At 58.9% G+C, this 7,246-nt stretch carries 8 protein-coding genes and 1 tRNA gene; 4 read left to right on the top strand and 5 right to left on the bottom strand.

Features of this window, described 5'->3' with window-relative positions:
• Positions 1-1,028, bottom strand: a 1,028-nt coding sequence (locus VLY20_01390) for a restriction endonuclease subunit M (GenBank protein HUK55293.1), incomplete at its 3' end; no start/stop codon positions are given.
• 144 nt (positions 1,029-1,172) lie between these two features.
• Here VLY20_01390 and VLY20_01385 point away from each other — a divergent pair.
• Entirely contained in the window at positions 1,173-1,493 is a 321-nt protein-coding gene (locus VLY20_01385; GenBank protein HUK55292.1) for a nucleotidyltransferase domain-containing protein, read from the top strand.
• A 98-nt stretch (positions 1,494-1,591) separates the two neighbouring features.
• Here VLY20_01385 and VLY20_01380 read toward each other — a convergent pair whose 3' ends face one another.
• Both VLY20_01380 and VLY20_01375 read right to left on the bottom strand, forming a co-directional pair.
• Positions 1,592-3,172: a 1,4-alpha-glucan branching protein domain-containing protein gene (locus VLY20_01380; protein HUK55291.1), complete on the bottom strand. Its 1,581-nt coding sequence runs from the start codon at positions 3,170-3,172 to the stop codon at positions 1,592-1,594.
• Positions 3,173-3,177: 5 nt separating this feature from the next.
• A complete protein-coding gene (locus tag VLY20_01375) occupies positions 3,178-4,014 on the bottom strand; it encodes a DUF4912 domain-containing protein (GenBank protein HUK55290.1) in 837 nt (278 codons plus the stop codon).
• 183 nt (positions 4,015-4,197) lie between these two features.
• On the opposite strand from VLY20_01375, the gene VLY20_01370 reads away from it, so the two are divergent.
• On the top strand, positions 4,198-5,121 hold the full coding sequence (locus VLY20_01370) for a class I fructose-bisphosphate aldolase (GenBank protein ID HUK55289.1): 924 nt from the start codon (positions 4,198-4,200) through the stop codon (positions 5,119-5,121).
• A gap of 38 nt (positions 5,122-5,159) precedes the next feature.
• Positions 5,160-5,528: a DUF3870 domain-containing protein gene (locus VLY20_01365; protein HUK55288.1), complete on the top strand. Its 369-nt coding sequence runs from the start codon at positions 5,160-5,162 to the stop codon at positions 5,526-5,528.
• A 30-nt stretch (positions 5,529-5,558) separates the two neighbouring features.
• On the opposite strand, the gene VLY20_01360 is transcribed toward VLY20_01365, so the two are convergent.
• Positions 5,559-5,753 (bottom strand): hypothetical protein, encoded by a 195-nt coding sequence (locus VLY20_01360; protein ID HUK55287.1) that lies wholly within the window; start codon positions 5,751-5,753, stop codon positions 5,559-5,561.
• Between the two features lie 257 nt (positions 5,754-6,010).
• Between VLY20_01360 and VLY20_01355 the strand changes: the two genes are divergently transcribed.
• Positions 6,011-6,087: transfer RNA gene (locus VLY20_01355), tRNA-Arg, on the top strand.
• A 355-nt stretch (positions 6,088-6,442) separates the two neighbouring features.
• Here VLY20_01355 and VLY20_01350 read toward each other — a convergent pair.
• A partial coding sequence (locus tag VLY20_01350; protein HUK55286.1) for a hypothetical protein occupies positions 6,443-7,246 on the bottom strand: 804 nt, incomplete at its 5' end.

Below are 7,246 nucleotides of genomic sequence, written 5' to 3'. Positions count from 1 at the left end.
ACCTTGCCCAGGAACTGTTCATAGACGTTGCCGAGAATATCCGCGCTCAACACTGAAAATTCATACGGGCTTTCTGGATAGTAGAGGCGACGGATGATATCTTTAAGGACTTTATCGTCGATAATTAGACCCGGAGTTAATTCATCCGGCGACTCGGCTCTTCCTTTTTCCTGTTTGAAATGAAAAATGCCGGAGTTGTAACGGTCATCGGCCAGACCGTAAACATAGCGCAGCCGTTCATAGGTATTTTCACCGTTGAGCAAGGCCTGGAGTTGTCCATAGGACTCAATGCCGCGGTCTTCACACATTCGCAGAAAAATAATCCGGTCTATCGTCCGCTGAACGGCGAAGTTAAGATCACGAACGCTGAGTTTCGTGTTTCGCAAAGCAAGGTTGTGGGCCAGCGCGTTGCGCCAGGCTTCGATCTCGTTCAAAAACTCCGAGTCCACCTCGGAGGTGCCGCGTTTCCCTTTACCCGTTGTAACGAACTTGTCAAAGGAGCCTTTGAGGACGGCATCCTTCGAAAAAATCGAGGCCAGTTCATCCCAGCGCGAGGCATACTCTTTGTAGGTAAGGTATAGAATGCGGCCGGTGCTTGGTTTGTCGTTGGTCTTCGGAGGAATACGACAGTCGTAGACGGCAAACTCTTCAAAGTCGGTCAGGATCGAGAGCGGCAGCTTGGCGCTCCATGCATAACGGCGGAGCTGATAGGCGGGACTGGCGTCATCTTTGATGCTGACGGAAGGTTTCTTGGCCTCAAGGAAAAACTTGCGCGCGCCGCCGATGCGGAAACAATAATCGGGGGCCTTCGTGGCGCTGCCGACCTTGATGGCGTCTTCGTGGATGACGTCTTTGTAGGCCTCGGCATGGCCGGCCTTGTTGGTGATATCCCATCCAAGCGCTTCAAAGAACGGATTGATGAATTCTTGACGCACTTGGGTTTCATTGTAAGTCGTATTATGGTAGGATTCGACATTGCGTTCGAAGCGTTCGATCAGGTTTATAATTGGTTTTGGAGCCTCGGACATGCGGTCTCCCTCGGTTTTTCCGGAAAGTCTGAATCAGTATAGGAAGATGCGAAGGGGATGTCAATTTGTAGGGGCAGGATGCATCCTGCCCTCCGTCGGCGGATTGGGGCGACGGTACTGGTTGAATAGAAAAGGAGAGAGGGGATGAGTAAGACCACTCAAGAGGTGCTACGGAAACTAAAGACATCGCTCGCGAAGATCTATGGCGAACGGCTGAAAGGGCTGTATCTTTACGGTTCTTACGCGCGCGGCGAGGAGAGGTCCGGCTCGGACCTGGATGTGGCCATGATTCTCGATCAGTTTGAACGGCCCTGGTTTGAAATTCAAAGAACCGGTCAGTTGGTGACCGACCTTTCTTTAGAGTGCGAGATCACCATTTCGCTGATACCCCTGCGTGTTTCAGACTGGAAAGAAAAGCAAAAGTCCTTGGTTCGGAACATTCAACGAGAAGGCGTGGCTGTTTGATGAAGGCGCAGACTCTTGTAAACCAGGCGAAGGAATTTCTTACGGCGTCAGAAGCGCTTCTGCGAAAAAACTGACCGGGTAAATAAACGGGATCAATCTTAACGAAACCGCCGGTAATCCAGATCCGGAAAAAGGTTGTCCCGGTCTTCCAATTCCTTCATCCACCCTTCATCCACCGAGCCCGACTCGATCTCGTCCGCGAGCCGCGTGAAGCGCAGCACGTGGTCCTTGAAGCGCTTCACGGCGTACTCCGACTGCTGGCCGGTCTTCATCATGAAGGGCCAGTCCGAGCTCTGCGCGAGCAGCAGCTCGCGAACCGCCTGGTTCATCGCGCGTCGCGTCGCCCCGGCCGCGTTCGGATATTCGCGGACGAGCGCTTCCATCCGTTGCGCGGCTTTGTGGAGATGGCGCCAGACCCAGTCGTTCCGGCCGTTCAACCAGACCTCGTTGTACCCTTTATAGCCCCAGCTCGATCCCGACGGCGTGGATTCCTGATTGACCGGAAATTGATCCAGGTAGTCCGAGGGCGTGATCAGCTCCACGGTGTCCTGATCGCAGGCCAGCTTGCGGATCAGGAAGTTGAGCCACTCCGGTCCTTCGAACCACCAATGCCCGAACAGCTCGGCGTCGTAGGGCGCCACCAGAAGCGGCGGCCGGTCCATCGAGGAGGCCAGGTGCTCGACCTGGCGCTGCCGGTTGAACATGAAGTTTCCGGCGTGGATCGCCGCTTTTTCCGTCGCCCGGGCGGGATCGTAGGCCCGCTTGTCGTCCGTCCGGCCCGTGATCCGGTAATATTTGATTCCGGTATTGACCCGGATGCCGTCGGGATGGATGTAGGGCCGGATGTAGTCCATCGGGAGATCGAAGCCGATGTCGCGGTAGTATTCCCGGTAATCGTAATCGCCCGGGTAGCCTTCTTCGGCGCTCCAGACCTGCTTGGACGATTCGAGGTCCCGGCCGAAGGCCGCCACCCCGGACGGGCCGTAGACAGGCGCGTAGTGGCCGAAGCGCGGGCGGGGCTGGGCGTAGACAAGCCCGTGCGTCTCGACGAAGAAATACCGGATGCCTTCCTCCCTGAGGAAAACATCCAGTCCGGGATAATAGCCGCACTCGGGAAGCCAGAGGCCGTCCGTGGGGCGGCCCATCGTCTGTTGGAAATAGTCGGCCGCGGCCCGGATCTGGGTCCGGACGGCGAAGGGCTGCGGGCTCAGGAGGGGAAGATAGCCGTGGGTCGCGGCGGCCGTGATGATCTCGAGCGCGCCCGCGTCCTCAAGCCTCCGGAAGGCCGGGAGAAGGTTCCGGCGGTAACGGTTTTGGAAGCGGTCCCGGCTCCGGGCGAAACGCTCGTGATACATCCGCGCGACGGCCTGAAAGTCCGGTTGATGCCGGGTCCGGTCGAGCTCTTTTTGGGAAAGCTCGATCAGCCGGTCGAGATGGCGCAGGTAGCGGGACTGGAGCAGCGGATCGGCCATCATCGAGATCAGGGTCGGGGATAGGGACAGGGTCAGGCGAAACGGGATTCCGTCCTCCACCAATCCCTCGAAGACGTGAAGAAGCGGAAGGTAGGTGTCCGTCAGGGCTTCGTAAAACCAGTTCTCCTCCAGAAAGTAGTCATGCTCCGGGTGACGGACATAGGGAAGGTGGCCGTGGAGGACGAGGCTGAGATAACCGTCGGGCATCGCGGTCAGCCCGGCGGTTTAAATCGGGGCTTCGTTCCGATCGGCCCGGCGGAGGAGCTTCCGGCTCCCGAGGCGGTGATCGCGGCCGCCTGGGCTTCGAGCGTCCGCCGGAGACCGGGCGGCAAACCCGTTCCGGGCCGCTGCCGCCGGACGAAGCGTCCCGGCCGGCGGCGGGTCCAGCGGATCTCGACCCAACGGGCGTCCCCGAAGATCGAGACGCCGGCGCGCGGGGTCTGGACCACGTTGGAGCGAATGATGCGTTGGAACGATCCGTCCGGAAGAAGCCATCCGAGCTCGGCGCAAAGAGACTTTTCGGCGCTCCAGAGGGGGATATACCAGCGTTGCGTTTCGAGCCGGACGGGGACGTCGAAATGGGAATGGGCGTTGGCCCCGTCGAAGCGGATCATCGTGACGTCGTAGACCCGGAGAACGACCGGACGTCCGCGGGCGCAGACGGCATTCCAATCTTCCGGAGAGAAATCCCAATAGGCGTAGATCCGGAAGGGGTCGACCGGCATCAACCCAAGCTCGGTCTCGCCGTAGGACCACGGCAGGTCGTCGTAGTTTTTTGTCGGATGAACGGCGGCCGATGTCCGGGCGGCCCCGGCCCGTCCGGCCTGCGGGCGCGCCGCCTCGGCCCGCCTCGGAACCGCTTTGGCGATTCTGGATTTTTTCTGATGGGATCGGAGCGCAAGGATCAATTGCGGCTTGGTCATCCGGTGGCGGCCCGTGATCCCGAACGATTTGGCCAGGGCCAAAAGCTCGGCGCGGCGGTTTTCGGCCGGACCGCCGGAGGTTTTCCGGAGGGAGCGGGGACTCGGTTTTCGGCGGGCGCGTTTCAAACGTTCAAGGTCTCCTTCGGGATCGGAACATCGCTCGGAGGGCCGACAACGTCTAACCTAACCCGAATCCGATGCCGGTGTCAAGGAAGCCCTTCGGCCCCGGTCGGATTGACAGTTCTTCGGGAGTTTGTTATAAACGATGGGATCCGGGAGGTCCTTAAAACCGGCAAGAGCGGAGGCGTTATGAAAGACAGCATACGTGAGATTCTGAGCTGGTACGACAGTGAAAACCCGGGCGTCCGGGCCAACCTGGGGCGCATTCTTCGCCACGGGACGCTGGGCGGCACCGGCAAACTGGTGATCCTCCCGGTGGACCAGGGTTTCGAGCACGGCCCGGCCCGGAGCTTCGCGCCCAATCCGCCGGCCTACGACCCGTCGTATCATTTCGAGCTCGCGATCGACGCCGGCTGCAACGCCTACGCGGCGCCCCTCGGCTTCATCGAGGCCGGCGCGGCGCGCTTCGCGGGCGAGATCCCGCTGATCCTGAAGGTCAACAATCACGACACCCTTTACGATGAGAAGGACCCGCTTCCCTCGCAGACGGCCTCGGTCCGGGACGCCCTCCGGCTGGGATGCAGCGCGGTCGGGTTCACGATCTATCCCGGATCGTCCCAATGTCAGACCATGTACGAGCAGCTCCGGGGGATCGCCGAAGAGGCCAAGGCGAACGGGCTGGCCGTCGTGGTCTGGTCCTATCCGCGGGGATCGGGCCTCTCGAAGGAAGGCGAGACGGCGATCGACGTGGTGGCCTATGCCGCCCAGATCGCGGCGCAGCTGGGGGCGAACATCATCAAGGTCAAGCTGCCCACGGACCACCTCGAGCAGGCGGCCGCTAAAAAAGTGTACGAGGCCCGGGGCATTCCGATCAAAACGCCGGCCGACCGCGTGCGGCACGTCGTTCAAAGCGCCTTCGAGGGGCGCCGCATCGTCATCTTCTCCGGCGGCGCGAAGGAGGACGACGAGCGGGTGTTCAACGAGGCCCGCGCGATCCGCGACGGCGGCGGCTTCGGATCGATCATCGGCCGCAACTCGTTCCAGCGCCCCAAGCCGGCCGCGCTCAAATTCCTCCTGACGATCATGAAAATTTACAAGGGGGAGATTCAATGACGGGGCCGGCCTTCTTGATTCCCTCTCCGGAAAAGCGTATGATGAAACCCATGCCGACCCAAGAGAAAAAACTGATTTTCGGAGGCATGGCCCGGCTGCCGAAGGAGTTTACGGACGCCGAGGTGTTCCAGGTGATCGCCGCGGTGGATCCGTCGACCGGGAAAGTCTCGGATGTCGAGATCCTCCCCGACTCGCCGATGATTTTGAAATTGCTCAAGCCGATGATGGTCGGCATGTCCCTCCCGGGCGATCTGCCCGATGTGCTGCAAAAGATCGAACTGCAGTTGTTTCATCGGTACAAAAAGGCCGTGCTCGTGGCGGTCAAGGACATGGTTCGGGAATTCCGGGAGAGCCAAATGCCGAAGCCCGTCCATCCTGTTTCCAGCTCCGATCCGTTCAATCGGTAGACCGCACGGACGACGTTGAAGCGGACGGACTCAGCCGCTCCTCTCTTTCCCCATGGAGACGGTCTTGCGGTTTACGGTCCCTTTGCGGTTCAGGAGGATGAGGGGATCGATGATTTCGCCGCAATAGATGCACCTCCACCCTTCGTAGGCCCATGACGTTCCTTCGGTTGCCGAACTAAAGAACTCCTCGAAATTCATCCGCCCGCCGCATTTCGGACAGTTCATCGCCGCCCCCTCCTTTCTTCCGAGAACCGTTCAATCCATTCCAAAGAAATTTTCCCGAATGCGATCCCACCCTACGCCGCTCAGATTGCGCCGAGATCAAGATCCGTTAAAAGCGCGGTTAATTTCCGCCGCGAAGCCGCCTTCCCGCCGCCCTCCTTCTTGATTCCATCCGTCGATCAGGGTATCATCCAGTACGGATTTTATTTGTCCTTCATTATTCCGAGGGCGCCCGGCCTTACGCCCTCGCGGTTGTTTTCGCCCCCGTAGCTCAGTTGGATAGAGCAGCGGTTTCCTAAACCGTTGGCCGGGTGTTCAAATCACCCCGGGGGCACCACTAAAAACCCCTTGAAAGACTTTAAATTCCACAGTTTTTCAAGGGGTTTTATTTATTCATCTAATAAGGCTTGACGCGTGGTTTGATAGGGTCTCATATGGTTTGATGGGCCTTCATCTGACATACTTTTGACATAGCTTTAGCCTAGCAAAAGACCAACCGTTTTTTAGGCCGATGGTCTTGAGCTGTTAGAAATGAGGCAGGACCAATGAGAGCGTCGAGAATTTCAGGATGGTAATGAAAATTTGGTATAAGGGAGCGTGGATTCCAAACTTTCAATTTTCCGCTCCCTTTCAAATTGGGATCTTTAATTCAGCTCCTTCTGGTGGCGGACGGGGAGTTGCCACCAAAAACGTTAAGCATGAGACGTTTGCCTTTCTAGGTACCGGAGGCTCTTCTTGAGCGAAGCCAGTACCGGGATGCGGCAGACATCCTTTTCGGAAAACGTTCCAAGAACTTTTCCGATCGAAGCACGAAGCTCATCTAGCTTTTCTGAACCGGCCGGTGCTTTTGCCCACGCCAAGTATGCCCGGCGTGCGGCATCCAGAAGCGCCCCGGCCCGCTGCAAGCGATCTTCCCGTGCCATCATCGCGATAGCTGGAAAGAGCACTTGTCGAAGAGCTTGCCGGTCCGGAATGGCTTCATACACCTGCCTGGATTCATCCAGATCAGCGAAGCCTCCCCAGGTCATAATCTGGGGCCGGTACCGGGTGTGAGGGCGGCCGGAACTTGCGCTGTGGCCCCGGAACCCACCGTAGTAGGTCTCGAAGAGCGCCAACGCGGCCAGCTGCCGGGCCAGCGAATCATCGATGCCTTTTGGCCGGATACCGGTACGGAAGCTTCTCACAAACGCCGCTACAGCAGGCTCAACACCGGAGGTCTTCACCCGGCGCCGTAGCCCAGCTCTCTTGATAAAACTAAAGAGCCGCGACGCATAGAACTCTTCCATGAACCGGTCCAGCCTGGTAAAGAGGGTTTTGGCCCGATCCTCTTCAATTCCGGCAAAGGCCAACGCCTTCACCTTGTAGTCCGGGTGATTCATCCGGCCATAAGCCACCGCCGCAACATCGGCGACGACTTCCGGCATTACACTGACCGGGGCCGGCTTGCCGCGGGCAAAAGCCGCAGCGGTCTTGCAAACCGCAAGATGCAGCCGGTA

Source organism: Nitrospiria bacterium, assembly GCA_035517655.1.
Classification (GTDB): Bacteria; Nitrospirota; Nitrospiria; order JACQBZ01; family JACQBZ01; genus JACQBZ01.
Note: the sequence above shows the minus strand (reverse complement) of the source record. Positions and strands in the feature narration are given on the sequence as shown.

What these genes read in the sequence shown, in the direction of transcription:
- VLY20_01385 (HUK55292.1), top strand. Translation starts at nt 1,173, where the DNA reads ATGAGTAAGACCACTCAAGAGGTGCTACGGAAACTAAAGACATCGCTC.
- VLY20_01380 (HUK55291.1), bottom strand. Translation starts at nt 3,172, where the DNA reads ATGCCCGACGGTTATCTCAGCCTCGTCCTCCACGGCCACCTTCCCTAT.
- VLY20_01370 (HUK55289.1), top strand. Translation starts at nt 4,198, where the DNA reads ATGAAAGACAGCATACGTGAGATTCTGAGCTGGTACGACAGTGAAAAC.
- VLY20_01365 (HUK55288.1), top strand. Translation starts at nt 5,160, where the DNA reads ATGATGAAACCCATGCCGACCCAAGAGAAAAAACTGATTTTCGGAGGC.
- VLY20_01360 (HUK55287.1), bottom strand. Translation starts at nt 5,753, where the DNA reads ATGAACTGTCCGAAATGCGGCGGGCGGATGAATTTCGAGGAGTTCTTT.